29 protein-coding genes and 1 pseudogene are annotated in these 24,552 nt (G+C 48.8%); 18 read left to right on the forward strand and 12 right to left on the reverse strand.

Annotation, left to right across the window (positions count from 1 at the left end):
• Window positions 1-20: 20 nt before the first annotated feature.
• From mnmA to rluE, 4 genes are read right to left on the reverse strand one after another with little or no spacing between them, the layout of a single operon-like run.
• Window positions 21-1,127: a tRNA 2-thiouridine(34) synthase MnmA gene (gene mnmA / locus OGY67_RS13385; RefSeq protein ID WP_003832402.1), complete on the reverse strand. Its 1,107-nt coding sequence runs from the start codon at window positions 1,125-1,127 to the stop codon at window positions 21-23.
• A 53-nt stretch (window positions 1,128-1,180) separates the two neighbouring features.
• On the reverse strand, window positions 1,181-1,642 hold the full coding sequence (locus tag OGY67_RS13390) for an NUDIX hydrolase (protein WP_008784446.1): 462 nt from the start codon (window positions 1,640-1,642) through the stop codon (window positions 1,181-1,183).
• A 9-nt stretch (window positions 1,643-1,651) separates the two neighbouring features.
• Window positions 1,652-2,581: a hypothetical protein gene (locus OGY67_RS13395; RefSeq protein ID WP_286574044.1), complete on the reverse strand. Its 930-nt coding sequence runs from the start codon at window positions 2,579-2,581 to the stop codon at window positions 1,652-1,654.
• A 44-nt stretch (window positions 2,582-2,625) separates the two neighbouring features.
• Window positions 2,626-3,249 carry a 23S rRNA pseudouridine(2457) synthase RluE gene (gene rluE, locus OGY67_RS13400; protein ID WP_003832405.1) on the reverse strand — a complete coding sequence of 208 codons (624 nt, stop codon included), beginning with the start codon at window positions 3,247-3,249 and terminating at the stop codon, window positions 2,626-2,628.
• A gap of 202 nt (window positions 3,250-3,451) precedes the next feature.
• Between rluE and icd the strand changes: the two genes are divergently transcribed.
• The 3 genes from icd to OGY67_RS13415 all read left to right on the forward strand — a co-directional run bounded on the left by icd (window position 3,452) and on the right by OGY67_RS13415 (window position 5,973).
• The gene (gene icd / locus OGY67_RS13405) at window positions 3,452-4,702 is read left to right on the forward strand and encodes an NADP-dependent isocitrate dehydrogenase (protein WP_003030769.1); all 1,251 of its coding nucleotides are present in this window, start codon (window positions 3,452-3,454) and stop codon (window positions 4,700-4,702) included.
• 520 nt (window positions 4,703-5,222) lie between these two features.
• Complete coding sequence (locus OGY67_RS13410) at window positions 5,223-5,708, forward strand: Ail/Lom family outer membrane beta-barrel protein (RefSeq protein ID WP_153687135.1); 486 nt, start codon at window positions 5,223-5,225, stop codon at window positions 5,706-5,708.
• 10 nt (window positions 5,709-5,718) lie between these two features.
• Window positions 5,719-5,973, forward strand: a complete 255-nt coding sequence (locus tag OGY67_RS13415) for a hypothetical protein (RefSeq protein WP_048214393.1) — start codon at window positions 5,719-5,721, stop codon at window positions 5,971-5,973.
• 60 nt (window positions 5,974-6,033) lie between these two features.
• Here OGY67_RS13415 and OGY67_RS13420 read toward each other — a convergent pair.
• Both OGY67_RS13420 and OGY67_RS13425 read right to left on the reverse strand, forming a co-directional pair.
• Window positions 6,034-6,153: pseudogene (locus OGY67_RS13420) on the reverse strand (cytochrome b); the annotation flags it as partial.
• 88 nt (window positions 6,154-6,241) lie between these two features.
• Window positions 6,242-6,514: a hypothetical protein gene (locus tag OGY67_RS13425; RefSeq protein WP_063941461.1), complete on the reverse strand. Its 273-nt coding sequence runs from the start codon at window positions 6,512-6,514 to the stop codon at window positions 6,242-6,244.
• 241 nt (window positions 6,515-6,755) lie between these two features.
• On the opposite strand from OGY67_RS13425, the gene pdeG reads away from it, so the two are divergent.
• A complete protein-coding gene (gene pdeG / locus OGY67_RS13430) occupies window positions 6,756-8,279 on the forward strand; it encodes a cyclic di-3',5'-guanosine monophosphate phosphodiesterase PdeG (RefSeq protein ID WP_204192477.1) in 1,524 nt (507 codons plus the stop codon).
• Between the two features lie 169 nt (window positions 8,280-8,448).
• Complete coding sequence (locus tag OGY67_RS13435) at window positions 8,449-8,646, forward strand: hypothetical protein (protein WP_286574045.1); 198 nt, start codon at window positions 8,449-8,451, stop codon at window positions 8,644-8,646.
• Between the two features lie 116 nt (window positions 8,647-8,762).
• Here the strand turns inward: OGY67_RS13435 and OGY67_RS13440 are convergent, their stop codons facing one another.
• Window positions 8,763-10,850 (reverse strand): TonB-dependent receptor, encoded by a 2,088-nt coding sequence (locus OGY67_RS13440; protein WP_286574046.1) that lies wholly within the window; start codon window positions 10,848-10,850, stop codon window positions 8,763-8,765.
• A gap of 396 nt (window positions 10,851-11,246) precedes the next feature.
• Between OGY67_RS13440 and OGY67_RS13445 the strand changes: the two genes are divergently transcribed.
• From OGY67_RS13445 to OGY67_RS13495, 11 genes are all read left to right on the forward strand, one after another.
• Complete coding sequence (locus OGY67_RS13445; protein WP_103285072.1) at window positions 11,247-12,869, forward strand: ABC transporter substrate-binding protein; 1,623 nt, start codon at window positions 11,247-11,249, stop codon at window positions 12,867-12,869.
• Complete coding sequence (locus OGY67_RS13450) at window positions 12,869-13,843, forward strand: ABC transporter permease (RefSeq protein ID WP_071444754.1); 975 nt, start codon at window positions 12,869-12,871, stop codon at window positions 13,841-13,843. Before OGY67_RS13445 ends, OGY67_RS13450 begins: the two co-directional genes overlap by 1 nt.
• The gene (locus tag OGY67_RS13455) at window positions 13,833-14,645 is read left to right on the forward strand and encodes an ABC transporter permease (protein WP_270422503.1); all 813 of its coding nucleotides are present in this window, start codon (window positions 13,833-13,835) and stop codon (window positions 14,643-14,645) included. Before OGY67_RS13450 ends, OGY67_RS13455 begins: the two co-directional genes overlap by 11 nt.
• Window positions 14,639-15,433 carry an ATP-binding cassette domain-containing protein gene (locus tag OGY67_RS13460; RefSeq protein ID WP_286574047.1) on the forward strand — a complete coding sequence of 265 codons (795 nt, stop codon included), beginning with the start codon at window positions 14,639-14,641 and terminating at the stop codon, window positions 15,431-15,433. Before OGY67_RS13455 ends, OGY67_RS13460 begins: the two co-directional genes overlap by 7 nt.
• Complete coding sequence (locus tag OGY67_RS13465) at window positions 15,417-16,004, forward strand: ATP-binding cassette domain-containing protein (RefSeq protein WP_286574048.1); 588 nt, start codon at window positions 15,417-15,419, stop codon at window positions 16,002-16,004. Before OGY67_RS13460 ends, OGY67_RS13465 begins: the two co-directional genes overlap by 17 nt.
• A gap of 31 nt (window positions 16,005-16,035) precedes the next feature.
• Entirely contained in the window at window positions 16,036-16,551 is a 516-nt protein-coding gene (locus OGY67_RS13470; protein WP_286574049.1) for a phospholipase D family nuclease, read from the forward strand.
• Window positions 16,552-16,628: 77 nt separating this feature from the next.
• The gene (zinT, locus tag OGY67_RS13475) at window positions 16,629-17,279 is read left to right on the forward strand and encodes a metal-binding protein ZinT (RefSeq protein ID WP_286574050.1); all 651 of its coding nucleotides are present in this window, start codon (window positions 16,629-16,631) and stop codon (window positions 17,277-17,279) included.
• Between the two features lie 139 nt (window positions 17,280-17,418).
• Entirely contained in the window at window positions 17,419-18,057 is a 639-nt protein-coding gene (gene leuE, locus OGY67_RS13480; RefSeq protein WP_198802053.1) for a leucine efflux protein LeuE, read from the forward strand.
• 173 nt (window positions 18,058-18,230) lie between these two features.
• The gene (yeaR, locus tag OGY67_RS13485; RefSeq protein WP_003030735.1) at window positions 18,231-18,593 is read left to right on the forward strand and encodes a DUF1971 domain-containing protein YeaR; all 363 of its coding nucleotides are present in this window, start codon (window positions 18,231-18,233) and stop codon (window positions 18,591-18,593) included.
• 3 nt (window positions 18,594-18,596) lie between these two features.
• Entirely contained in the window at window positions 18,597-18,779 is a 183-nt protein-coding gene (locus OGY67_RS13490) for a DUF1869 domain-containing protein (RefSeq protein WP_003832433.1), read from the forward strand.
• Window positions 18,780-18,997: 218 nt separating this feature from the next.
• The gene (locus tag OGY67_RS13495; protein ID WP_103285073.1) at window positions 18,998-19,642 is read left to right on the forward strand and encodes a hypothetical protein; all 645 of its coding nucleotides are present in this window, start codon (window positions 18,998-19,000) and stop codon (window positions 19,640-19,642) included.
• A gap of 52 nt (window positions 19,643-19,694) precedes the next feature.
• On the opposite strand, the gene fdhF is transcribed toward OGY67_RS13495, so the two are convergent.
• Window positions 19,695-21,842 carry a formate dehydrogenase subunit alpha gene (fdhF, locus tag OGY67_RS13500; protein ID WP_103285074.1) on the reverse strand — a complete coding sequence of 716 codons (2,148 nt, stop codon included), beginning with the start codon at window positions 21,840-21,842 and terminating at the stop codon, window positions 19,695-19,697.
• A 361-nt stretch (window positions 21,843-22,203) separates the two neighbouring features.
• Here fdhF and OGY67_RS13505 point away from each other — a divergent pair, with 361 nt between their 5' ends.
• A complete protein-coding gene (locus OGY67_RS13505; protein ID WP_003832440.1) occupies window positions 22,204-22,452 on the forward strand; it encodes a GlsB/YeaQ/YmgE family stress response membrane protein in 249 nt (82 codons plus the stop codon).
• A 48-nt stretch (window positions 22,453-22,500) separates the two neighbouring features.
• Here the strand turns inward: OGY67_RS13505 and yoaJ are convergent, their stop codons facing one another.
• From yoaJ to OGY67_RS13520, 3 genes are read right to left on the reverse strand one after another with little or no spacing between them, the layout of a single operon-like run.
• Window positions 22,501-22,575 carry a protein YoaJ gene (yoaJ, locus tag OGY67_RS13510; protein WP_095533175.1) on the reverse strand — a complete coding sequence of 25 codons (75 nt, stop codon included), beginning with the start codon at window positions 22,573-22,575 and terminating at the stop codon, window positions 22,501-22,503.
• A 2-nt stretch (window positions 22,576-22,577) separates the two neighbouring features.
• On the reverse strand, window positions 22,578-22,676 hold the full coding sequence (locus tag OGY67_RS13515) for a YoaK family small membrane protein (RefSeq protein WP_032941789.1): 99 nt from the start codon (window positions 22,674-22,676) through the stop codon (window positions 22,578-22,580).
• Between the two features lie 47 nt (window positions 22,677-22,723).
• Window positions 22,724-23,749, reverse strand: a complete 1,026-nt coding sequence (locus OGY67_RS13520; protein WP_286574051.1) for a sensor domain-containing diguanylate cyclase — start codon at window positions 23,747-23,749, stop codon at window positions 22,724-22,726.
• Window positions 23,750-23,935: 186 nt separating this feature from the next.
• On the opposite strand from OGY67_RS13520, the gene OGY67_RS13525 reads away from it, so the two are divergent.
• Window positions 23,936-24,184, forward strand: a complete 249-nt coding sequence (locus OGY67_RS13525; RefSeq protein ID WP_267445693.1) for a putative hemolysin — start codon at window positions 23,936-23,938, stop codon at window positions 24,182-24,184.
• Between the two features lie 7 nt (window positions 24,185-24,191).
• Here the strand turns inward: OGY67_RS13525 and OGY67_RS13530 are convergent, their stop codons facing one another.
• Window positions 24,192-24,539: a DUF488 domain-containing protein gene (locus tag OGY67_RS13530; RefSeq protein WP_008784512.1), complete on the reverse strand. Its 348-nt coding sequence runs from the start codon at window positions 24,537-24,539 to the stop codon at window positions 24,192-24,194.
• Window positions 24,540-24,552: the final 13 nt, after the last annotated feature.

Genomic DNA, 24,552 nt, shown 5'->3' on the forward strand with positions numbered 1-24,552 from the left:
TGTATCAAATGTGTAAGTAATTATACCGGCAGAGGCAATCGTTGTTCGATAATGCCGCCGCCGAGGCACACTTCGCCATTGTAAAAGACAGCCGACTGACCCGGCGTGACCGCCGCGACTGGCTCGTCGAAAATGACTTCAATACGCTCAGCATCCAGTGCCTTAACGGTGCACGGAATGTCGGTCTGACGATAGCGGGTTTTCACCGTGCAGCGCATGGTGCCGGTGAACGGTTCGCGATCGACCCAATGCAGCTGTTGCGCCACCAGGCCAACGGACATCAGACGTGGATGTTCATGACCCTGAGCGACAACCAGAATGTTGTTCTCAACGTCTTTATCCACCACATACCATGGATCTTCTGTCCCTTCTTTCGTTCCGCCAATACCCAGACCTTTACGTTGACCCAGGGTGTGGTACATCAGCCCCTGATGCTGGCCAATCTCTTCGCCGTCAACGGTGATGATTTTGCCTGGCTGAGCCGGCAGGTAACGACCAAGAAACTCGCGGAACTTACGTTCGCCAATGAAGCAGATGCCGGTGGAGTCTTTTTTCTTGGCCGTAATCAGACCAAGATCTTCGGCAATTTTACGCACCTGTGGTTTTTCCAGTTCGCCGACCGGGAACAGGCTTTGTGCGATTTGCTCATGGCCGAGCGTATAGAGGAAATAACTCTGGTCTTTATTGCCATCGAGCCCACGCAGCAGACGGCTTTTGCCGTCGACATCCGCGCGACGCACGTAGTGACCGGTGGCGATGTAATCGGCACCTAAATCTTCGGCGGCAAACTCAAGGAAGGCTTTAAACTTAATTTCTTTATTGCACAGAATATCCGGGTTCGGCGTACGGCCCGCTTTGTACTCTTCAAGGAACAGTTCAAAGACGTTGTCCCAGTATTCTGCGGCAAAGTTGACGGTATGCAGTTCAATGCCGAGTTTGTCACAGACAGCCTGCGCATCCGCAAGGTCGGCGGCCGCTGTGCAGTATTCCTCGCCATCGTCCTCTTCCCAGTTCTTCATGAACAGGCCTTCTACCTGATAGCCCTGTTGTTGTAACAGCCAGGCAGAAACGGAGGAATCGACACCGCCGGACATGCCGACGATCACTTTTTTTGGGCTTTCAGACATAGGAATACTCACGACATTGAACTTCAAGGCGGCATATTCTAGCACGCAGCCCTTTACTTGACACCCTCTGTAAACGGCCAGTTAAATTCGCCGATCATGGCCAGTGGGTAGCGCTGTCCGCTCTGATAACAGCGAATACTCTCCGCAACCAACGGCGAACGCAGGTTTGGCGCAGAGAAAATCTCTTCTGCGCTGACCCAACGACAGCAATCTATATCGCTGTCATGGGGTTCTGTAGCGCACATATTGGCAAGCTCGATAGAGAAAAGAAAACGCAAAAAGGGCGTTCTGTCTGGCGCAATCCATTGATGCATACGAATGAAATGCTGCGGCTGCGCTTTAATGCCCGTTTCTTCCCACAGTTCGCGTGCTGCGGCTTGCACCAGCGTTTCATCGGCTTCCAGGTGTCCTGCAGGCTGATTCCACAAGGCTTTGCCATTGATCGTTTCTTCAACGACTAAGAATTTATCTTCTGCATGCACAATGCAGGCGACCGTGACGTGTGGTTTGAACATGTTTTCCCCTTATTCCTCAGCAAAACCTTCGGTAACATCTGGCCAGCTAATTTCACCGCTGGCCTTGTCGATACTGATATAAGCCACGGGAGGTGACGTTTGTGGGTCGGCCCCTCCACGGCACAATGCGGTTTGATGATCCTCGCGCACGATAATCTCAATGGCCTTTTTAGCATTCCAGCTTTCATAAAAGATACATTGGTGGTCGTGACGTAGCCCAAGGGTGGCGACTCTCGTTGCCTTTTCTGTCGACAGCGGGTTGATGTCGTCGCGATAGTGGTCACCGCTGTTTATAGCCTGTAACTGCGACTTTTTTAACCAGCCGCGTATGATTTGGCGATCGGTGGTGTAATAGACCGCTTCCATAAAATCATCGTTGGATTGTTCTTGTACAGAGACGAGGTCGCCGGGCACTAAAAATACGGACGGGCTGCGACACTGTTCGGTTGGCATCGCATAGAACCATGCGCGGGTGTCTCCTGTTACCTGATAGTGGTTTGCGGAGGAGGAGGGTAAGAACCCGCGCTGCGACATCGCTTTATTTCCCCATGTCTGGCAAGACGCGCTTACTGCAAGCGGACTGGATAACGGCGTTAATCCATCTACCGAGACCCAGCCGGTGGCGAAGGCTCCTTTAGCGTCCCGATAACGTACGTAACGATAAGGCTCATCTTTGGAAAGCATGCCCGTGCTTTTGTAGCGCTGTGAACTCCTGAGTACCTCGACGGTGTCGCCATTGACCATGAACGCGGGGAGTTGACACTCTGTTGCTGGTGCAGAATAGAAATGCAGGCGTGAGTCGGTTTTTACTTTGGCAGACTCATAAAGGTAGTTTGCCTCTCCTGCTGCTGTTCCGGCAATTGTCTCACAGTCCAGTTTTGCTGAACAAAACGGTGACACGCCGAGCAGGATGAATGCTGCAAAAAGCTGCTTATCCATTTTTTTTCATTCTTCCCTGTTAACACTCACGTTAAACCATACGGTTACGATTTCAGTTCCCGCCACTCGCCGTTAGCAAGATTTTCCAGCGTGTAATCCCCCATGGCATAGCGGATGAGGCGCAGCGTAGGAAATCCAACATGCGCTGTCATACGACGTACCTGACGGTTGCGACCTTCATATAAGGTAACTTTCAACCAGCTGGTGGGAATGTTTTTCCGTTCCCGAATCGGTGGATTTCTCGGCCACAGCCATACGGGTTCCTCCACTACTTCAATGCCTGCGGGTAGAGTGGGGCCATCATTGAGCGTTACTCCGTTACGCAGGGCGTCCAGCGCTTCTGCTGTCGGCTCACCTTCAACCTGGACGTAATAAATTTTCCCGGTACGCTTACCGGGTTGCGTTAACCGCGCCTGCAGAGCGCCGTCATTGGTCAGCACCAAAAGCCCTTCGCTGTCCCGGTCGAGTCGGCCCGCCGCATAAATTCCCGGCACGGGAATAAAATCTTTTAACGTGCTTCTGCCAGCCTCGTCAGTAAATTGTGGCAAAACATCGTAGGGTTTATTGAACAAAACCACGCGTTTTGGCTGGTTTTCTTTACGCTGCTTAGTGACTTGTCGTGAGCTGAATCGCTCAACCCGGTGATTTCTAAAAGAAGTTTTTTGCATGGTATTTTCAGATTATATCAATTGCCGCATTATAGCCTAAGAACGAGTGTCTTTCATGGCGGCGAACAATAGGGTAGTATTGACACGCTCATTACAAATCATTAACAAAAAGTTGCTCTAACGCATCCGTGTAGCAGGACGCAAACGCACATGCAGCGTGATGACAGACGAGCAGAACCAGAAGCGCTCGAAGGAGAGGTGAATGGAAAGCAAAGTAGTTGTTCCGGCGGAAGGTAAGAAGATCACCCTGCAAAACGGCAAACTCAACGTTCCTGAAAATCCGATTATCCCGTTCATTGAAGGCGACGGTATCGGCGTTGATGTAACCCCACCGATGATCAAAGTTGTCGATGCTGCTGTCGAGAAAGCCTATAAAGGCGAGCGTAAAATCTCCTGGATGGAAATCTACACCGGCGAGAAATCCACTCAGGTTTATGGCCAGGACGTCTGGCTGCCTGCTGAAACCTTAGATCTGATTCGTGAATATCGTGTTGCCATTAAAGGCCCTCTGACCACCCCTGTTGGCGGCGGTATTCGCTCTCTGAACGTAGCTCTGCGTCAGGAACTTGACCTGTATGTCTGCCTGCGTCCGGTGCGTTATTATCAGGGCACACCAAGCCCGGTTAAACACCCTGAACTGACCGACATGGTCATCTTCCGCGAAAACTCCGAAGACATCTACGCGGGTATTGAGTGGAAAGCTGACTCTGCCGATGCTGAGAAAGTGATTAAATTCCTGCGCGAAGAGATGGGCGTGAAGAAAATCCGCTTCCCGGAACATTGCGGCATTGGTATCAAACCGTGTTCTGAAGAAGGGACTAAACGTCTGGTACGTGCAGCGATTGAATACGCCATCGCCAACGATCGTGATTCAGTTACCCTGGTACACAAAGGCAACATCATGAAGTTCACCGAAGGCGCGTTCAAAGACTGGGGTTACCAGTTAGCGCGTGAAGAATTCGGTGGTGAACTGATCGACGGCGGTCCATGGGTGAAAATCAAGAACCCGAAAACCGGTAAAGAGATCGTGGTTAAGGACGTTATCGCCGATGCGTTCCTGCAACAGATTCTGCTGCGTCCGGCTGAGTATGACGTGATTGCCTGTATGAACCTGAACGGTGACTACATCTCCGATGCGTTGGCCGCACAGGTTGGTGGTATTGGTATCGCGCCGGGTGCAAACATCGGTGACGAATGCGCTCTGTTCGAAGCAACCCACGGTACTGCACCGAAGTATGCAGGTCAGGATAAAGTGAACCCAGGTTCCATCATTCTGTCTGCTGAAATGATGCTGCGCCACATGGGTTGGGTCGAAGCGGCTGACCTGATCGTTAAAGGTATGGAAGGCGCGATTAACGCGAAAACCGTAACCTATGACTTCGAACGTCTGATGGACGGCGCTAAACTGCTGAAATGTTCAGAGTTCGGTGACGCGATCATCGAAAACATGTAATCCAGATTCTGGGTTGTATGAGAACGGGAACCGAGAGGTTCCCGTTTTTTTACCTGCAAAACGCTTTCCTGGCGCTCATACTATTAAACTCATTTAAATAGCACTGGAGAACAAATTTTTATCTTTGCCATTACAATTTTATTTTTTGATAAAAATTCCCATGGCTGTCAATATTGCTTTATTTAACTCTATTCGGGTATGAGAACTAACTATAATTGAGTGGTGTTTGTATCTTATTGATTATTAGATGGGAAATAATCATTTTAAAAATAAGAAAAATATCGAAAATTTTTATAAAGAAGAAGCGTTTTAAGATTTTTTACTCTAATTTTAAATCCATTTTTATCAGCGTGTTATGACAGTTTATTATTCTGAGTATTAGTAATGTCCAAAAAAGAACATTTTCTCCGATTGATGTTTTTTTACCTTTCTGTTTTTCTCTTGGCAACATGCTTGAGAAATAAAACTCAAAGCATGATTCCTTATTATGTGTGTTACTTACTATTAGTTGATGATGAAAATGGTTATTAAAATGCTAAGTTTAAAAACAGGTTTAGTGGCTTTTACATTATGTTTTGCTATGACGGTTTATGCAGGAGAAAGCGTAGTCACCGGCGGTTATGTACATACCCGGACAGATGGACAGAACCTTAATGGTTTTAACGCTAAATATGGTTATACCCCAGATGAGAGTGATTTTGGTGTTATGACATCCTTAACCATTTCAGCAAATGACGATAATGATATAGATCGTGGTTATGGTTCTGCATTAGTCGGCGCAAGTTATAAAGTAAATGATGTGGTAAAACCTTATGTAATGGCGGGTATTGGGAGAGGTGCGATCAAAGCTAATGGTGAAACTGACACTTCTACAGGTTTTGCCTATGGCGCTGGTATTCAGTTTATCCCCATTGCAGGTTTCACTGTTGATGCAGGCTATGAAGGTTCTAAGGTCTTTGGCGCACAAGCTAATAGTATTGTAGTCGGCGCCGGCTGGAAATTCTAAGGTTATTTATATGAATAAATTAATGATAATATTGGGTGCGTTTTCTGCTGTTTCCTTGATGTCTGGTTGTGTATCAGAAGAACAACGCTTAGCAAAGTGCGAAGCGAAGGGAATTAGCCGTGATGTTTGTTATCACGAAGAAAAAGAATATTGGAATAATTACAGTGCTAATATGAGTCGACTGCAGGCCGCTAATACACAAGCGGATGCTTTCAAAGAGGCTATGAGTGATCACAAGAAACATAAGCATTATGATGACGATTAATATTTAAGAACACGCACATACGGTCTTGAGTGCTTATGTTCTTGATATTTTAATCATTTATTAATTATTCAAATGGTTATGCTCAGTCTTCACTCTCAAAAGCGTATTATCCTTCTGTATATAGTGATGAAATAATGCAGCGCCGGCATGGGCTGCAATTAGAAAGTAGCAGATATCGGCGAGCTGACTTCCCCCCAAAGCCAGAGTTTTTTATGATAACCATGGCCTTACTTTGGTTTGAGAAAAACGCTTCGTCTGCTGTGTGCAATTATTCTTTTGCTGAAAGTTTGTACGGAAATACATGCAGAGCGTTGGCTGCGATGGGATAAACGCCCAGGCCTTCTGTTCTGGCTTTGATTTCCTCGAAAGAGAGTGAAGGGGAGGGTTCTCGTCCGCCCCACAGATTAATGCCTTCAGGAACATCGTCCCGGCTGTACTCCTCGGCGATCTCGATGGTTCCGCCACTATTCAATTCGATGACAACGCTTTTTCCGTCAACAGGAATCAGGTTACCGTCATTGTCTGTGATAAAGATTTTCATTTGATTACCTCTTATTAGTGCATTCCAATGATAGCAAAATTGGATGAGGTGCAACGCCGGTTTTGTACTGCAAATTTCAGTAATGATTTTATAGATAAATTAGTAAGTTACGTTGTTATTGAGGAAATGTGACTGGGCGCATGGCGATTTCTGTTTCTGTCTACCATGCTCTTTAGTAACAAATTTGAATACGTCAATGTTTATCGCAACGACCGATCGACTTTCACCACAGGACATGAGAATGCGCAAAGCACTTTTACCGGTAACTGCTGCGGTGTGTCTTTTTTTAATCGGTGTTTTTATTCTTAATATGCAGCTTTGGTATTCCTCCTCGATGGAAACCCTCGGGGGGGCCAGATATGCCGCGAAAAATATGGATAACATACTTGATGAAGCTTTCCAGGCAACCCGTACCGCTATGCACATCGCTGAAAAAAAATGCGATTTGGAGGGGCAATACCAACTTGGAACCGAAGCTGCGCTCCGACCCCATTTGCGAACGCTGATAATTATTCGACAGGGGAAGGTTTGGTGTACCTCTTTGCCGGGTAATCGGATATTACTTAAGCATATTCCCGTTATAGCTGATACTAATTTACAACTGACTCCCGCAAGCAATACCGAGAATGAAATACCTGTTCTGCTGTATCAAACACGTTTTCACACAGGCCGTATAATCGTCACCATAAGTGGCGTGCATATCCGAGGGGCACTGAATGTCCCGTTAGCGGGAGTAACGTACTCGTTGCTTGTGGGTGATGCAGTACTCGGTTTATTGGGCGATGTGAAACCTGTTGCTGCAAATGCGCAGAAGTTTGGCCAAGTGAATTCCGAGAAATATTCCTTCAGCATCATTTACGCTGAACCACCATTGTTTAGTGCTAGCAGGTTGATCAGGCATGGCTTAGGGATCCTGATTTTTATCCTACTGATATCGCTCGCCGCCGCTTATGCCTTTGATAAGTATCTGAACAAGAACGATACCCCTGAAGAAACGTTGCGCAGGGCGATAGTAAAAGGAGAGATCGTGCCTTTTTATCAACCTATCGTAAATGGTCGCGAGGGGACGTTACGCGGTGTTGAAGTGCTGGCCCGATGGAAACATCCTAAGGCCGGATATATCTCTCCTGCTTCCTTCATTCCCGTCGCTGAAAAATCAGGCCTGATAGTGCCACTAACTCAAAGCCTGATGAGGCAGGTCGCGGAAAACATGAACGCCATTGCCAGCAAACTGCCATCCGGCTTCCATGTCGGCATTAACTTCAGCGCATCCCATATCACATCCCCTACATTCGTGCAGGAGTGTCTGCATTACAGGGATAGTTTTAACCGCGATGACCTCAATCTGGTAATCGAAGTTACTGAGCGCGAGCCGTTAGATGTGGATGAAGATCTTGTGCAGAGGCTCAATATCCTGCATGAGAATGGCTTTGTGATTGCGCTGGATGATTTTGGTACGGGCTATTCTGGGCTTTCTTATTTGCATGACCTGCACATTGATTACATTAAAATCGATCAGAGCTTTGTGGGAAGGGTAAATGAGCTTCCCGATTCAACCCGAATTTTAGATTGTGTCCTCGATCTGGCTCGTAAACTATCTTTAAGCATCGTTGCAGAAGGGGTTGAAACAAAGGCTCAGCTTGATTATCTCAACAAAAACAACATTGTTTTCCTGCAAGGGTACTATTTCTATAAACCAGTAACCTTCACTGAGTTCGTCATGATTCTGCTGTCAAAGCCTAAAGTGAAGGTTTTTGTCGAATAAATACAAGATAACCTAATTGATGAAAAGTGAGCATGAAATCTGCTTCGGTAGCAAAAATCCGACGATTATCTTTATCGTGAGACAAATCTCAGATTCTGTTAGTTAAAATCTATACCCTTATCGATGTGGTGGTTATTTATGTTTTCATATACAGCAACTGGATAATGGTATGGCAGATATAACATTCGCGATGGAGCGTGATTCAAGTCATAGAGTGGCGAAAAATAAGTTGGATGTGCGAAGCAAAGTGAAGAACACAAATCGCAACCAGCTTGCGATTGCCGCAGTCTTGTTTTTAGGCGGTATCGTCGGGGTTATTGTTTTGGCATTATATCTAATGGTGCAGGAAGGGGTGTTTCTGTATTAATTGTTTAAATATTCTTATATGTTAAAATAAGTTGCTGATTATATCTTGTGTCTTCTTTCAATAATATTCTGCTGGTCGGGGTATTAGTGTGCCCCGACCAGCAGGATCTTATAAAATTAGAACTGATAATTTAAAGATACCCAGTAGTTACGACCAGGGTTTACGTACCCAGTGGTGGATTGCGCCGTTTGATAGTAATCACCTGCGTAAGTACTATTACGCCCCACCTGATACAATTTGACCTCACTAAAGTCTTTATCCAGCACGTTATTAACCGCCGTATTAAGCGTCAGATCTTTGGTCAGCTTATAAGACATCCCCATATCGACAACGGTCCAGGCTTTTAAATCAGCGCCTTTATCGTCATAGACGGCCTTTTGTACCGCGCTAAGGTTGTCGTAATTTTCGGTAAAGCGTGGGGCTTTGCCGCGATAACGTGCGCTGAGCCAGGCGTTCATATCTTCCGTTGCCTGCCAGTTCAGACGGGCGTTAGCCATATGTTTTGGTGTGTAACTTAATGGCGCGCCTTTATTGTCACCATCTTTTTGCTTGCTCTGAGTGTAGGTGTAGTTGAGAGATAAGGTCAGCACATCCGACCATAGAGGGAAGGTGCTGGCAAATTCAACGCCATCGGTCCTTGCCTTGCCGCTGTTGGTATAGCTGTTGGTATTATCATCGATAGAATATGAGACAATTTTATTTTTGTATTCGGTATAGAAGCCGGTAATGTTGGCGTTAAGCCCGGCGTCGTTCTCGTAATACAGCCCGGTTTCGTAGCTGATACTTTCCTCAGGTTTGAGGTCCGGGTTACCGACCGTATTCACCGTTCCCTGCGCGGTTACACCGCTGATCCCGTTATGCAACTGGCTTAGTGATGGTGCTTTATAACCTGTCGTTACGCCGCCTTTGAGGGTCCATTCGTCGGATGCGTTCCAGACCATATAGGCGCGCGGGCTGAGATGACCGCCAAAGACATCGTTATGCTCATAGCGTGTTCCTGCGGTTAAGGCCAGCGAGTCGAGAATATGCCATTCATCTTCCGCATAGGCTGCCCACGTTTTTTGATGGAACGTCTCGCCGGTATTGGCCAGCACCACACCATCTTTCATCCGGGCATCCCAGTATTCTCCGCCAAGGGTTAAGAGGTGCGAATCACCTAATGGCGTCAGCAGCACTGAGTCAAGAATGACGTTGGTGTTCTTCAGTTCACGTGCGTCACCGGCCCGGCCAGCGTTCTCTGGTGTGAGTGCGGAAGTTACCAATTGCCGGCCTTTGTTTTCGGTTTCATTCCAGCCGAGGGAGGATTTCCAGGTGCCGAACGTTAAGGCTGTATCGTGGCCGAGGGTCACTTTGTTACGCTCATAGCGTAGCGTTTTATCATACCCCCCTGTCAGGTTGCCCAACTGCCCGTCATCGTTGTCATAGCGCTGTCTGGCGGAGTCGAGATCTAACCACAGCGTATTGTTCTCATTGGTTTTCCAGTCGAGGCGCGTGCCAATATTATAGTTTTCCGATTCGGTAGGATAAGGTACGCGGGTGGAGGCGGTATCGCTGAGGGAGGTGACGCTGGAACCCTGACGCTGGGTTGTGCTCCCCCGAACCTGCATATCCAGTACGCCCGCAATCAACGGGCCGCTTGACCAGAAGTTGGCGACCGTACTGTTACCCCATTTATTACTCTCTTGCAGGTTAACGCCGGTATTGATGGAAGTGCTCCATTTATCGGTGCTTTTTTTGGTGATGATATTCACCACGCCACCGATTGCGTCGGACCCATAAAGCGTCGACATCGGGCCGCGGATCACCTCAATATGATCGATTGCCGCCAGCGGGGGCATAAAGCTGGTATTCATGGCAGAGAAACCGTTTGGCGTTACGTCGCTGCTGCCGTTTTGACGAATACCGTCAATCAGGATCAAGGTATAGCTGGCAGGCATGCCACGGATGCTGATCTCCAGACCGCCGGTTTTACCGGTGCTGCTTTCAACATCTACCCCTTCAACAGAACGCAGGGCTTCACCTAAGTCATTATATTTATTGGTTTGTAACTCTTGCTGCGAAATAACAGAGACGCTGGCGGCGGCATTGGTGATTTTCTTTTCATAACCGGAAGCGGTTACCACCATGACATCTTCAGCAAATACCAGGGGGCTGGAAAATCCTAAACAGGACAGAACGACAGAGGCAACAGGTTTTAAACGCATAGTCAAACTTCCTTTGTTAAAAATTCAAAGGCAGTAAGATAATTGATGGAAATGATAATACAAATAATTATCATTACAAATTTACATAACTTGTCACTTCTGGTGTTTTTCTTGAATAAATATACATAAATTGTCATGAGTTTTAGATAAGGAATTAGCAGGAAGGGACAATAGTCCGCATAGGCAATTATTAGTTCGGGATTAATATTTCTGTGAATAAATGGCGAGGGATTAATCTATTTTCTGAGATTCACATCGTACTCATAACGGAGTATCAGAAAAAAGTATGATAATTTTAGAAAATCGTCATACTTTTCTGCGCCGCATCATTTTTTTCGTCATTTCTGTCCGCCATAATCCCTTCCCCAGGAGACTGCTTAACGACGGTAAATCGTTATGCGGCATAAAAATAACGTAAATCTGGATAACATAATGATCAAAGGCAAGCTGGCACTGCTTACGTGCGCATTGACTCTCGCATTAACCTCACCACTTCTTGCCGCGCAAAATGCGAGCGAAGGGCAGACGTTAAAACTGGCAATTGGACCAGAACCAACGGAAGGGTTTGACCCGATGCTGGGCTGGAGTCATGGCAGCTATTTGCTTTTGCATGCACCATTATTAAAACAAAATGCAGATATGAGCTGGGGAAACCTGCTGACGGAAAAAGTAGAGACCAGCGCAGACGGCAAAACCTGGATATTGACGTTAAAACCTGACCTTAAATTCTCTGATGGTTCCCCGCTAACCGCTGAAGATGTGGTGTTCACCTATAACAAAGCAGCAAAAAGCGGCGGCAAAATCGACATGGGAAACTTCACCCATGCCAGCCTGAAAGATAACCGTACGGTAGAAATTACGCTGAATAGCCCACAGAGCACCTTTGTGAATGTGCTGGGTTCTTTGGGTATTGTTCCGGCGAAACGGTATGACGAAAAAACATTTGCCAAAAATCCGATTGGCGCAGGTCCTTATCGGCTGGTGAGTTTTCAGCCGGGACAGCAGTTGATCGTGGAGGCTAATCCCTGGTATGCCGGTAAGAAAAATGATTTCAGTAAGCTGGTGTTTGTCTTCCTTGATGAAGATAACGCTTATGCCGCAGCGCGCAGTGGCCAACTGGGACTCGTACGTATCGCGCCGTCGATGGCGGTCGCTCCTCAGCAGACAAATTTGAAACTTTGGGTACGCGATAGCGTGGAAAACCGGGGCATTGTGTTCCCGATGGTTCCTGCAGGTAAAAAAGATGCCAATGGCTATCCGATTGGGAACGATATCACTGCCGATGTTGCCATCAGGCGCGCCATCAACTATGCCATCGACCGTAAGCAGCTTGCCGATCAGGTCATGGAGGGTCATGCGATTCCTGCGTATAGCGCAGTGCAGGGGCTGCCATGGCAGGGGCAATCCGTTGCGTTCAAAGATGGTGATAGCGAAAAAGCACGTACGATTCTGGAAGAAGCCGGCTGGAAGGTAGGTAAAGATGGCGTGCGAGTGAAAGACGGCAAAGAGGCTCGACTGACTTTATGGTACGCCAGCGGTGACAGTACGCGCCGGGATTTAGCCGAAGCTGTTCGCGCAATGCTGGAACCGGTGGGCATTCAGGTATCACTACAGTCAGGAAGCTGGGAAACCGTTGAACGTCACATGCATGCGAACCCGACGTTATTTGGTTGGGGAAGCCTGGATCCGATGGAGCTTTTCCATCATTACAGTAATCAGGCCGCGGGCGTGGAATATTACAATCCAGGCTATTACAGCAATCCTGTTGTTGAACAGCATCTTAAACAGGCTATCGACGCCCCAGACTGGCAAAAAGCGTTGCCTTTCTGGCAACAGGTGGAGTGGGATGGTAAGCAAGGGGCTGGCGTGCAGGGCGATGCTGCCTGGGCATGGCTGCTGAATATTCAGCACACTTATCTGGCAAATCCGTGTATTGATTTAGGCAAAGGCGCACCGGAGATTCACGGTAGCTGGTCACTGCTCAATAATCTGGACGAATGGACCTGGACCTGCCGTTGATGAAGTCTGTTGTGGGCCATTTTCTACGGCTGATAGTGTTATTAGTGCTGGTTGCGGCTGGCACTTTTGTGCTGCTCAGTTTTTCTCCAGTCGATCCTATTCGCGCTTATATCGGCAACGATCTCCTGCATGTGCCGCCGGAGCAATATGCACGCATTGCTGCTCGCTGGGGATTGGACCAGCCGCTATGGGAGCGTTTTGGTCACTGGTTTGTTCGTGTATTGCAGGGCGATCTCGGCTATTCCATGTTGTTTAATGCGCCGGTTGCCAGCGTGATCAAAGAACGCTTTTCCACCTCGTTTGCGCTGCTTGGCGGCGCGTGGCTACTCTCCGGCATATTGGGAACGGCAATGGGGTTTGTCGCGGGTCGCTACCTGAATCGCTGGCCGGACAAAGCAATCTGTCGCCTCAGCTATCTGCTTTCTTCGCTGCCGACCTTCTGGATTGGCATGTTGCTGCTGGCGTTATTTGCCGTGCGCTGGCCGGTATTTCCGGTCTGCTGCGCGTGGGAGCCGGGCAACAGCGGCGATATGGTGACGCTGACTGAGCGTCTGCGTCATCTGGTGCTTCCCGTTTGCGCGCTCAGTTTGCTGGGACTGGGGCAAATTACGCTTCACACGCGGGAAAGCATCGCCAGCGTAATGAAAAGCGAATTTGTCCGTTTTGCACGTTCCCAGGGAGATAAAGGCTGGTCACTGTTACGCCATCAGGTTCTGCGTCATGCAATTACGCCTGCGCTGTGTTTGCAGTTTGCCTCACTGGGAGAACTGTTGGGAGGTGCACTATTGGCCGAAAAAGTCTTTGCTTATCCAGGACTGGGGCAGGCCACCATTGATGCCGGGTTACGCGGCGATCTGCCGTTACTGATGGGGATTGTGTTGTTCAGTACCGTACTGGTATTCATTGGCAACTCGCTGTCTACCTGGCTTGTCCGTATGTTGAACCGTGCTCTGGAGCGACCTGATGCTCTATAACCCGACGCCGACGCTAATTCGTCTTTTGTTCTCTTTTAGCTGCCTGTTATTCATTGCAGTGTATGGTGCCGCAATGCTGGATAACCCGTTGAGCGTTAATCTGCTTGCCCGTCATCTTCCACCTGATGCGATGTACTGGTTTGGCACCGATAACCTCGGTCGCGATCTGTGGATCCGTTGTTTTCAGGGGGCACTAACCAGTCTGCAAATTGGTATTGGTGCGGCATTGTGCAGTGGCTTGATTGCGCTAATGATGGCGGCGGTTTCGCGCATGCATCCGCGTCTGGATGTGCTTATGCGTCTGATTACTGATGCCATGCTATCGATGCCGCATCTGCTGTTGCTTATTTTGATCTGTTTTACGCTGGGTGGTGGGAAAAACGGGGTAATCATGGCGGTTGCACTAACGCACTGGCCGCGTCTGGCGCTGATCCTGCGTGCTGAAGCGCAGCGCGTGGCCCACAGTGACTATCTGACGTTGACCTGGCGTCTGGGACACGGCCATTTTTACTGCTGGCGGCATCACTATCTACCGGCGTTGTTACCCCAGTGGTTAACCGGGACATTGCTGATGTTTCCCCATGCGGTGTTACACAGCGCGGCGTTAAGCTTCCTCGGTTTTGGACTGGCACCGCATGAACCGTCGCTGGGCCTGCTGCTGGCGGATGCGCTGAGGTTTATCAGTCATGGCGACTGGTGGTTAGTGCTGTTTCCAGGACTGATGCTGTTCAGTCTGGTGATGTTATTCGATCAGCTCGCAAGGGCGGTGCATCGTTTATGGTTACGAGGTGACGCATGTTGAGTTTAAGGCAGGTCTCGCTGGACGTGGCGCGTTATCGCTGGTACGGCGCGAAAAACTGGTCTTCGCTGTTGCAGGATATCTCTTTCGACGTAGCGCCTGGTCAGATGGTGGCGCTAGTTGGGGGAAGTGGGGAAGGTAAGAGCCTGTTGCTGCAATGTCTGCTCGATCTCTTACCAGACAATTTGCGTTTCAACGGCGTTATTACCCTGGAAGGTAAAGCGCTGGGCAGTGATGATATTCGCAAATGTCGTGGCAATACCTTCAGCTACGTCCCACAAGGTATTCAGGCACTTAACCCGCTGCTCTCGATTGAAAAGCATCTGCGCAGGGCATGCCAGCTTTCTGACCAGCAATGGAATGCCGGAAAAATTGAACGATTGCTCCAGCGTAGCCGACTGGAAAGTCGCGTATTAGATGCTTTTCCGCGTCAGCTTTCAGGCGGTATGGCAAAACGTGTTCTGGCTTGTCATGCGTCTCTGAGTCAGGCTCGCTATATTCTGGCGGATGAAATTACCGCCTGGCTTGATGCACCTCTCGCTAATCAACTGCTTGAGCAGTTGCGTGGTTTATGTGAACAGGGGGCTGGTGTTTTATGGGTAACGCACGATCTCACGCTGGCGGCCCGCCATGCGGATCGCATCGTCGCGCTGCACCAGGGAAGCGTGTCGGATAACGTTAGTCGTGAACAGCTGTTGCGCGGGGAAATTAGCGAGCATCTGCAACGTCAATGGCAGGCTCTGCCTGAAAGAAATCAACTTTTTGGAGAGCGCGATGCTGTGCTGTCGTGATGTCGTGATTAGTCAGGGAGGGAAGGTGCTGTGGCAAAACCTTTCTTTCTCATTGCACCCCGGTGAACGTATTGGGATTTGTGCGCCCAGCGGAACCGGCAAAACGACGTTGGGACGTGTGCTGGCGGGCTGGCAAAAGCCGACCTCGGGCGACATTCTTATCGATGACCAGCCGCTACCGACGCATCAATATTGCCCGGTGCAACTGGTACCGCAGCATCCGGAATTAACCTTTAACCCACGGCGTAGCACCGGTGATGCGGTTCATGACGCCTGGCGGCCTGGCGCAGAAATCCTTACCCGCCTGCATATCAAACCGGAATGGTTAACCCGTCGCCCTGGACAGCTTTCTGGTGGTGAACTGGCGCGAATCGCCATACTTCGTGCGCTGGACCCGCGTACCCGTTTTCTTATTGCCGATGAGATTACCGCCCAGCTCGACCCTTCCATTCAAAGAGATATCTGGGTACTGCTGCTCGAAGAATGCCAGCGTCGACCATTAGGCATGCTCATTATCAGTCATCAGCAGGCGCTGCTTGATCAGATCTGCACGCGGACGCTACTCTCTTAGGTCTCTTTCGCATTTCAGGCAAATAACTAACGTGATCGTAAAAACTATCGCTGTGGCTGCGCTAATGTACGGGGCGGGGGCTTTTGCAGCACATGCTTCCATTCAGGTGGGTTTTTCACCGGAAGGGGCGGCTCGGGCTTTAGTGCTGGATTCAATTAACCATGCGCAGCACAGCATCGATATGATGGCTTATTCATTTCAGTCTGCAGATATTGTTAAGGCCCTGGTAAACGCTGAAAAGAGAGGCGTAGTGGTTCGGGCTGTTATCGATAAGAAACGTAACCAGGGCAAGGTTAGCCAGAAGGCCATCGCGTTTGCTGCCGCGAATGGGGTTGATGTGCAACTGGATGGTCACTACCACATCCAGCATGACAAGGTAATGATTATTGATGGCGACACGCTGGAAACCGGTTCGTTCAACTTTGCCAAATCCGCAGAATTTGCCAACTCTGAAAATGTGTTAGTTATTCGTGACGAACCTGCCGTTGTTGCGCAGTATCAGGCCCATTTTGACAGCCGTTGGAAAATCGCGCACCAGAGCGGTTAAATGCTTCACAACGCCGTTGATTTAAATGTGATGTTATATTATAACATTTCACTCGCAAATGATTTGAGGGTGAAATTTTGGCTATTCGTTTTAAAAAACTGACAATCGCTCTGGGGATGCTTTTAGTCAGTAGTTCGGTTCTGGCGCATGGTCATCATTCCCATGGTGCGCCAATGAGTGAAGCAGAACAAAAGGTGTCGGAAGGGGTATTTGATGACAACCAGGTGCAGAACAGGGCACTGACCGACTGGGATGGCATGTGGCAATCGGTTTATCCGTATCTGGTCAGCGGCGAACTTGACCCAGTATTCAAAAAGAAAGCGGAGAAAGATAAAAGCAAAACGGCAGAACAAATCAAAGCGTATTACCGTACAGGCTATGCAACCAACGTAGACACTATCGGTATTGAAAATGGCGTGATGGAGTTTCATACCGGGAATCAGGTTGCATCATGTAAATACGACTACGCCGGATATAAAATCCTGAATTATAAATCAGGCAAGAAAGGTGTACGGTATCTGTTTGAGTGTAAAGCTGCTGACAGCAAAGCGCCTAAATATGTGCAATTTAGCGATCATATTATCACGCCGCGTAAATCGAGCCACTTCCATATCTTTATGGGAAATACCTCGCAGGCAGCCTTGCTTGAAGAGATGGAAAACTGGCCTACCTACTACCCTTATCAGTTGAAGGGAGAAGAGGTTGTGGATGAGATGCTGCACCATTAATCCGGGCTAACCTTATCTGTACACACCCGTCACCAGTGGCGGGTTTTTTAATTCATAACCTTCTCTTTCCATCACCCGATGCATTCGTTAGCATATTGTATCGCAGCAAGTGCATGTGTTTTTTCAGGAAGAGGTTAACGTGTTCGCAGAGTATGGAGTTCTGAATTACTGGACGTATCTGGTGGGAGCCATTTTTATCGTGTTGGTACCGGGGCCAAATACGATATTTGTGTTGAAGAACAGCGTCGGTCGGGGAGTGAAGGGTGGTTATCTCGCCGCAAGCGGTGTGTTTATCGGTGATGCCGTGTTGATGTTTTTGGCCTATGCCGGTGTTGCCGCATTGATCAAAACAACGCCCGTTTTGTTCAACATCGTTCGCTATCTTGGCGCGTTTTATCTGCTGTACCTCGGTGCGAAGATCCTGTATGCGACACTGAAATCGAAAGCAAGCGATGCTGCGGCCGACGAAGTCCCGTTTGGCGCTATTTTTAAGCGTGCATTAATTCTGAGCCTGACGAATCCAAAAGCTATTTTGTTTTATGTTTCGTTCTTCGTGCAGTTTATTGATGTCAATGCACCGCACTCAGGGCTGTCATTCTTTATTTTGGCCATTACGCTTGAAGTAGTGAGCTTTTTCTATCTGAGCTTCCTTATTTTCTCCGGCGCGTTCGTGACGCAGTATATTCGCACGAAGAAAAAACTGGCCAAAGTGGGTAATTCCCTAATCGGCCTGATTTTCGTTGGTTTTGCCGCTCGTCTGGCCACGCTTCAGTCGTGATGCTATCGGCCCGCTGGTTGCGGCGGGCCTTCAATATGACGCTTTGCTTTTCATTTGTAATTGTAGGGTTATAACCAATAAATGGTATTTTAAATGTATATTTTGAGGCGTACCCTGTGTACAGCAGCGATTCAATAAGACTCGCTGGTTGTCGACTGGAAAAGGGAAGAAAAATGCTTCAAATTCCACAGAATCATATCCATACACGCTCTACACCATTCTGGAACAAAGAAACTGCGCCTGCCGGAATTTTCGAACGCCACCTTGATAAAGGAACTCGTGCTGGGGTTTATCCACGACTTTCTGTTATGCAGGGGGCGGTCAAATATCTCGGATACGCCGATGAACACAGTCCGGAGCCAGTAGAGGTGATGGTTATTGAAGCCGGTCAGTTTGGCGTTTTTCCGCCGGAAAAATGGCATAACATCGAAGTGATGACCGACGACACTTACTTTAATATCGATTTTTTCGTTGCCCCGGAAGTTCTGATGGAGAGTGCAAATCAACGAAAAGTCGTGCGCACCGGCAAGGAGTAAATCATGGGCAAAGCAACCTATACCGTAACCGTGACCAATAACAGTAACGGTGTTTCTGTTGATTATGAAACAGAAGCGCCGATGACATTACTGGTGCCGGATGTGGCAGCAGAAGTGGTCAAAGACTTGGTCAATACCGTTCGTTCGTACGATACCGAGAATGAGCATGAAGTCTGCGGATGGTAGGCGTTAAATACTCTTACTGATTGAATACACAGAATTTTAATGTACTAACCGCACAGCGTTTTGACGGCGCCGTGCGGTTTTTTTATTTGTGTTGAACGTAGTGATGTCCGAAAAAAGATTCCTTAAGAATACCTTAAGAAATTCGCATTGAATGCTAATTGTCGATCATTCACAGGAGTTATGATCGCAAAACAGTCACAATACAGAACATCGCGCTTATGAAACTGAATACCCAAATTACATTCCCCACACTTATTCTAGGACTGGTCATTGTGGCGATCCCGTTCACTGCGAACTGGAATCTTCCGCTGCTTAACGGCACTGTCGTCAGATGGATCGAAAATGGGCAGGCGCTATGGCTACTGTTTGGTGCCGTATTTACCCTTGGCTATATCCGGCCTTTATCACGCCCTGAAGGCGAGAAGCAATTTTGGCTTTGGGCAGCCGTGTGGTGGTTGGTATTGCTGGGGAGAAGCACCAGTTGGGGCCGTGACTATTTCCCGGAGCAGCCTAAACTTCTGTTCAGAGCTATCTCTGTTGTAATGATTTCCATGATTATTCTGCCGGTGCTGTTGTCGAAGCGCTTACGCCTGGATATTGTCCGACGCGTGCGTAATGAACCGCTACCGCTCTGGCTGCTGGCGATCACCGCCTGCGCATTTTTGATTTCCGATACGGTAGAGCATCATCGTCTGCTGGCTCCCATCTTCCTGCACAATGTCCAATATGGCGATATGATTGAAGAATTGTACGAACTGCCGTTTATGGCTGGCCTGTTTCTGATGAACCTCGGTTTTATGCAGCGGGATATGCAGGAGGAATCTGCCTCCATCCGCTTCAGTGAACCACACCTGGTAAAGTAATGAGATAAAACCTGAGTCTGGGTATCCAGACTCAGGTGGCGATGCTGGGGAATTACGCAATGGCCTCACATAAGCGCGATTTCATGTCGCTATACGATTGAGCGGCATACTTTTCAGCCCATCTCTGATCGCTAATGTGCTCGATATTTACGGCACAATATTTGGTTTCCGGCGTTTTCGAGATTGGATCGAGGTTATCCTGGGTCAACTCGTTGCATGCACCAATCCACCATTGATAGGTCATATACACCGTTCCGGAATTGATACGCTCGGATACATCCGCACGGCTGATGACCTTACCCCGACGCGAGCTGACCCACACCAGATCACGATGACGGATACCGAGTTTTTCGGCATCATGGGTATTGATTTGCACATATCCTGGTTCATCAGCCAACGCTTGTAACGCTGCGCAGTTACCGGTCATCGAGCGACAGGAGTAATGCCCAACTTCACGCACGGTACACAGTACCAGCGGATAATTGTCATCCGGAACTTCTGCGGGCGCTCGCCACGGTGCGGCAAACAGTTTGCCTTTGCCGTTGGCGGTATCAAACTGGCTGTGCGCGTAAAGGTACGGCGTACCAGGACTATCGAGATCGGGGCACGGCCACTGAACATGCCCCATTTCCCCCATTTTCTCATAGGTCACGCCGTAGAACAGCGGGCACAGCTCGCGCATCTCATCCCAGATTTGCTGGTTATTTTGATACTGCATTGGATAGCCCATTTCGCTGGCCAAAAGGCTGATGATCTCCCAGTCACGTTTCACATCAGCGGTGGGCTCAATCGCTTTCTCAAAACGCTGGAAGCCGCGATCGGCGCAGGTAAATACGCCGCCATGTTCGCCCCATGAGGTGGCGGGCAGGAGGACGTCGGCCATTTCCGCTGTCTTAGTCATGAAGATGTCTTGCACGACGATAAAATCGAGCGCGTTAAACCCTTCCCGAACCAGGCCCAGGTCGGCCTCGGTTTGCAGCGGATCCTCTCCCATGATGTAGTAGGCTTTTATTTTGCCTTCGAGAGCCAGATGCGGAACTTCAGTGATGCGCGTTCCAACCTTGTCATCCATCTGATTAACGTCAATGCCCCATGCGCTGGCGAATTTTTCCCTGACGGCGGAATCGGTCACGTCCTGATACCCCGGGAACTGGTTAGGTAGTACCCCCATATCGCACGCACCCTGCACGTTATTTTGCCCGCGCACCGGACCAACGCCGACGTTAGGGCGACCCAGATTCCCGGTCAACAACGCCAGGCTCGACAAACCGCGAACCACATCAACGGCCTGACCAAACTGGGTGACGCCCATCCCCCACATTACGGTTGCCGATGGTGCTGCGGCAAATGTACGCATTGCCTGACGAACCTGCTGTGCGGGAACGCCGGTCAAATGTTCAACGGCTTCAGGCGCATAGTCCTTAACGGTTTCCCAGTATGTTTCCAGCCCTTCCGCATGCTTTTGCACATACTCGCGATCGTAGAGTTGCTCTTCGATAAGAACATGACCGAAGGCATTAACCAGCGCCATGTTGCAACCGTTTTTCAACTGCAAATGTTGGTCAGCAATACGGGCGGTTTCAATACGACGTGGGTCGCAGACAATGATTTTTGCGCCGTTCTGGCGAGCTTTAATTACCCGGCGGGCTACGATTGGGTGCGAGTCGGCGCAGTTATAACCAAAGATCAGCAGGCATTTTGAGTTTTCAATGTCGCTGATGGAATTGCTCATGGCGCCATTGCCTAACGTTTCTTGTAACCCGGCAACGGAAGGACCGTGACAGACGCGGGCGCAACAATCGACATTATTGGTATGAAGTACGCCACGTGCGAATTTTTGCATCACGTAGTTAGTTTCATTTCCGGTTCCCCGGGAGGAGCCGGTGGTCATGATGGCGCGAGGACCATAGGCTTTTTTGATTTCAGACAGGCGTTTTGCGGTGTAACGAATGGCTTCATCCCAGCTAACGGGCGTGAATTTGCCACCTTTTTCATAACGGATCATAGGGCGAGTCAGACGGGGAGTCAGGAGGCGAGTGTCGTTAAGAAAGTCCCAACCATAATAGCCTTTCAGGCATAACTGATTTTGGTTCGTTACACCCTCTGCGGCTTCGGCGCGGATGATTTTGTTATTTTCGACAACAAGCTTGAGCTTGCACCCGGCCCCACAGTATGGGCAAACACTGGTGATTTTTTTCATCAATAACAGACCTGTTAAATGCTGAAATAGCGCGAATTGTAGACGCAGCCGCGCGATAAGCACCGCGGACTACGATTTGTCGTAGCGACGGGTTGTTTAAGCATAAAGTGTGCCAGAAGTGAAAACCCAGCAATAACGGGGCTGACGGCAAAAGAGTTAAGCATAATGACTGACGATTCGACATTAATGACGAGGAGCGGCAAAAATTTAGCCTGCCGGTCAGCAGTCATAACCTTATGAAACATCGGAAAAAGATGAAAATATGAAGTGATGACGATCACAAATTTTAATTTTTCAGCGCTATGCTATGCTTTTATACAACGAGTGAATCGTTAATTTAAAAACATAAGTGAGGAAAATTATGGGCATTATTTCATGGGTGGTTTTCGGTCTTATCGCTGGGATTTTGGCAAAATGGATTATGCCGGGTAAAGATGGCGGTGGATTCTTTATGACCATTATCTTAGGGGTTGTCGGTGCGGTAGTGGGTGGCTGGATCAGTACCTTCTTTGGATTTGGTAAAGTTGATGGTTTCAACTTCGGCAGTTTCGTCGTAGCGGTTATCGGTGCGATTGTGGTGTTGTTTATCTACAGAAAAATCAAAAGCTAAGTAAACATACAGACAATAGGGGCCACTGATAAGTGGCCTTTATTTTGGTTACCACCACCCCAGTTCCGTGCCCAGAACCACGATGATCGCCACGCCAATCATAATAATCGTTGTTTTTTTCATCGTTATGCTCCCGGCGCAGCGTAGCCGCCAATAAAAAACCAGGATAAGAAAACGACAGCGGAAATGAAAATAATGACAGGGAAAATAATACCGAGTCGCATACGATTATCTACCAGAGTTATTTAAAGACGAGCCAGCATAGCAGGGCTTAATGTACGACAAAAGGGGTTTTATCCTGACGCTTTTTATCCTGATACATTGCGCTGTCTGCAAGATGAAGCGCACAGTTTACATCAGTCTCCAGCGGATCAATTTCCACCACACCCAGACTGGCACCAGGATAATACAGATGAATGTCACCCAGGTGGTAGTCACCGCAAATCTGCTGTTGCAGCTGATTTTTCACCTGCTGCAGACGCATAAGCTGATCAAGTTCATCTTCCGCTGACAGGCGAACGACTAAAAATTCGTCGCCGCCCAGTCGACCGAGAATGTCATTATCACTACATTCACGGAGCAGGCGCTGCCCAATCTGGATCAGGAACTGGTCACCAACCTCATGACCAAAACGGTCATTAATCAGTTTAAAATCATCCAAATCAATATAGGCAACGACGACCTTCTGCCGAAGATGTCGGGCAAGCGAAAATAGGGTTTCAACATTTTCAAAAATCGAGCGCCGGTTCGGTAACCCGGTCAGCGCATCGGTGTAGGAATGAGCAATCAGCGCGGCGTTAGCTTCGCGTAACTGAGCGACCAGCGACTCTTTTTGAATCGACTGGGCGATCAGACCGGCAAACAGATGTAATACTTGTTCTCCACGTTGGCTCAATGCCTGCTGCTGGCGACTGGTAGCGCAGAGCGTTCCGTAAAACGTTCCGTCGGGAAGATGAACGGGAGTGCTCAGAAAGGTGGTGATGTCCAGTGCGCGAGCGGCGGTACATTCCGGCCAGCGTGCGGGCACGTTGTCACTGTACAGACAGTTTTCCTCAATAGCGCGTTTGCACAGCGTTTCATCCCACGGCACGGATAGCCCTTCGGGGATCTGCATTTGGCGGCTATTACGCGCATACAGAATATGCTGCAGACGGGCATCCAGATCGACCTTGGTCAGGTAGGTCGATTCCATCTCAGTCACCATCTCCAGCATCTCCAGAAGTTGCCGAACCAGACTTTCAACAGACTGCTCCGTGGCTAAGGATTGTGAGACTCTGGCAAGGATCATGTCCGACATGAGATGTAAATGCTCCTGAGTAATGACTGGGCTGACGTTGCCCGCATGATAGAACATCGAGGTGAAAGATGAAACACGCCATCCAGCTCAGAATGTAAACATAAAATGGATAGCTGGCAGGAAAATATGGAGATAGATGGAAAGTCGGGGTAACCTGCCAGGATAAGGTTTTAAACAGGAGTAAATATGAAACTGGCATTTATTGTTTTGCCCGGCTTGCTGGTGCTGGCGGGGTGTACCACGGAATCGGAAGCGCCTGTGCCACCGAAAGTTGGCATGGCGAATCCAGCATCGGTGTATTGCGAACAAAAGGGCGGCTCGCTGATTGCGGTGCAGACTCCGCAAGGTGTTAAGTCTGACTGCAAACTACCCAACGGGGAAGTAATTGATGAATGGTCACTCTGGCGTAGAGATCATCCGGCAACGGCCAAGTAATACGCGGTCAGCATTGACGTAGCCACTCAGCGAGCACCAGTGCGTGGTTTTGCTGGGTATTTTTCGCTGCATACAGTAGCGTTAAGGTTTGCTGCTGGGCAATCTCTGCGAGGCGCTTTCCTTCCTGCTGCTGTTGGGCCAGCTCTGCGCGATATTGCTCGGAAAAGTGTGAAAAATCGATCAGTTCTGCGTGGAATGCTTTGCGCAATTCAGAAGATGGCGTCAGCGTTTTATTCCATTCGTTGAAAGCAAGGTCAGTCTTTTTTATCCCGCGTGGCCACAACCGGTCGACTAACACGCGATAACCATCGCTTTTTTCTGCCGGGTCATACACACGTTTACACTGAATCTTCATCTCTTCATCCGCT

It is taken from the genome of Citrobacter sp. Cpo015 (genome assembly GCF_030333035.1).
Taxonomy (GTDB): domain Bacteria; phylum Pseudomonadota; class Gammaproteobacteria; order Enterobacterales; family Enterobacteriaceae; genus Citrobacter; species Citrobacter portucalensis.

What these genes read in the sequence shown, in the direction of transcription:
- OGY67_RS13505 (WP_003832440.1), top strand. Translation starts at nt 22,204, where the DNA reads ATGGGCATTATTTCATGGGTGGTTTTCGGTCTTATCGCTGGGATTTTG.
- OGY67_RS13460 (WP_286574047.1), top strand. Translation starts at nt 14,639, where the DNA reads ATGTTGAGTTTAAGGCAGGTCTCGCTGGACGTGGCGCGTTATCGCTGG.
- OGY67_RS13465 (WP_286574048.1), top strand. Translation starts at nt 15,417, where the DNA reads ATGCTGTGCTGTCGTGATGTCGTGATTAGTCAGGGAGGGAAGGTGCTG.
- OGY67_RS13520 (WP_286574051.1), bottom strand. Translation starts at nt 23,749, where the DNA reads ATGTCGGACATGATCCTTGCCAGAGTCTCACAATCCTTAGCCACGGAG.
- OGY67_RS13390 (WP_008784446.1), bottom strand. Translation starts at nt 1,642, where the DNA reads ATGTTCAAACCACACGTCACGGTCGCCTGCATTGTGCATGCAGAAGAT.
- OGY67_RS13410 (WP_153687135.1), top strand. Translation starts at nt 5,223, where the DNA reads ATGGTTATTAAAATGCTAAGTTTAAAAACAGGTTTAGTGGCTTTTACA.
- OGY67_RS13445 (WP_103285072.1), top strand. Translation starts at nt 11,247, where the DNA reads ATGCGGCATAAAAATAACGTAAATCTGGATAACATAATGATCAAAGGC.
- OGY67_RS13455 (WP_270422503.1), top strand. Translation starts at nt 13,833, where the DNA reads ATGCTCTATAACCCGACGCCGACGCTAATTCGTCTTTTGTTCTCTTTT.
- OGY67_RS13525 (WP_267445693.1), top strand. Translation starts at nt 23,936, where the DNA reads ATGAAACTGGCATTTATTGTTTTGCCCGGCTTGCTGGTGCTGGCGGGG.
- OGY67_RS13530 (WP_008784512.1), bottom strand. Translation starts at nt 24,539, where the DNA reads ATGAAGATTCAGTGTAAACGTGTGTATGACCCGGCAGAAAAAAGCGAT.
- OGY67_RS13395 (WP_286574044.1), bottom strand. Translation starts at nt 2,581, where the DNA reads ATGGATAAGCAGCTTTTTGCAGCATTCATCCTGCTCGGCGTGTCACCG.
- OGY67_RS13440 (WP_286574046.1), bottom strand. Translation starts at nt 10,850, where the DNA reads ATGCGTTTAAAACCTGTTGCCTCTGTCGTTCTGTCCTGTTTAGGATTT.
- mnmA (WP_003832402.1), bottom strand. Translation starts at nt 1,127, where the DNA reads ATGTCTGAAAGCCCAAAAAAAGTGATCGTCGGCATGTCCGGCGGTGTC.
- OGY67_RS13415 (WP_048214393.1), top strand. Translation starts at nt 5,719, where the DNA reads ATGAATAAATTAATGATAATATTGGGTGCGTTTTCTGCTGTTTCCTTG.
- pdeG (WP_204192477.1), top strand. Translation starts at nt 6,756, where the DNA reads ATGCGCAAAGCACTTTTACCGGTAACTGCTGCGGTGTGTCTTTTTTTA.
- OGY67_RS13515 (WP_032941789.1), bottom strand. Translation starts at nt 22,676, where the DNA reads ATGCGACTCGGTATTATTTTCCCTGTCATTATTTTCATTTCCGCTGTC.
- OGY67_RS13490 (WP_003832433.1), top strand. Translation starts at nt 18,597, where the DNA reads ATGGGCAAAGCAACCTATACCGTAACCGTGACCAATAACAGTAACGGT.
- OGY67_RS13425 (WP_063941461.1), bottom strand. Translation starts at nt 6,514, where the DNA reads ATGAAAATCTTTATCACAGACAATGACGGTAACCTGATTCCTGTTGAC.
- OGY67_RS13435 (WP_286574045.1), top strand. Translation starts at nt 8,449, where the DNA reads ATGGCAGATATAACATTCGCGATGGAGCGTGATTCAAGTCATAGAGTG.
- icd (WP_003030769.1), top strand. Translation starts at nt 3,452, where the DNA reads ATGGAAAGCAAAGTAGTTGTTCCGGCGGAAGGTAAGAAGATCACCCTG.
- OGY67_RS13495 (WP_103285073.1), top strand. Translation starts at nt 18,998, where the DNA reads ATGAAACTGAATACCCAAATTACATTCCCCACACTTATTCTAGGACTG.
- OGY67_RS13450 (WP_071444754.1), top strand. Translation starts at nt 12,869, where the DNA reads ATGAAGTCTGTTGTGGGCCATTTTCTACGGCTGATAGTGTTATTAGTG.
- fdhF (WP_103285074.1), bottom strand. Translation starts at nt 21,842, where the DNA reads ATGAAAAAAATCACCAGTGTTTGCCCATACTGTGGGGCCGGGTGCAAG.
- yeaR (WP_003030735.1), top strand. Translation starts at nt 18,231, where the DNA reads ATGCTTCAAATTCCACAGAATCATATCCATACACGCTCTACACCATTC.
- rluE (WP_003832405.1), bottom strand. Translation starts at nt 3,249, where the DNA reads ATGCAAAAAACTTCTTTTAGAAATCACCGGGTTGAGCGATTCAGCTCA.